At 48.6% G+C, this 405-nt stretch carries 1 pseudogene; it reads left to right on the plus strand.

Annotated elements, in window-relative coordinates:
- Positions 1 to 405, plus strand: a pseudogene (locus ACP45E_RS22415) (hypothetical protein); the annotation flags it as partial.

Raw genomic sequence — 405 nt, forward strand, 5'->3', positions numbered from 1 at the left:
AGAATATGGGCAGGGAAGCGATCCTCTTGATGCAAATAGCCCCATTGCGGGTGGCAACATGGATCATGATAGTGATGGCACACCGAATGGCGCTGATCCCGATTACAACTTACAGGTCGATACTGATGGGGATGGCTGGACAGACAACGAAGAAGTAGAAAATGGATTTAATGCCAACGATTCACATAACCCAGTGATGGGTGGACATGGAGATTTAGATGGAGATGGTATTAAAAACGGTCGAGATCCTGACTATTCTGAGCTGGGAGATGCCGATAGAGATGGCCTTACCAATGGCTCTGAATATCAAAACAACACAGACCCGAACGACGCTAACGACCCTGTGGCAGGAGGTGACAGCGACCTGGACGGTGATGGTACTCCAAATGGTACCGACACTGATTA

Origin of the sequence: Vibrio genomosp. F10 str. 9ZD137, assembly GCF_049974785.1 — a bacterium.
Taxonomy (GTDB): Bacteria; Pseudomonadota; Gammaproteobacteria; order Enterobacterales; family Vibrionaceae; genus Vibrio.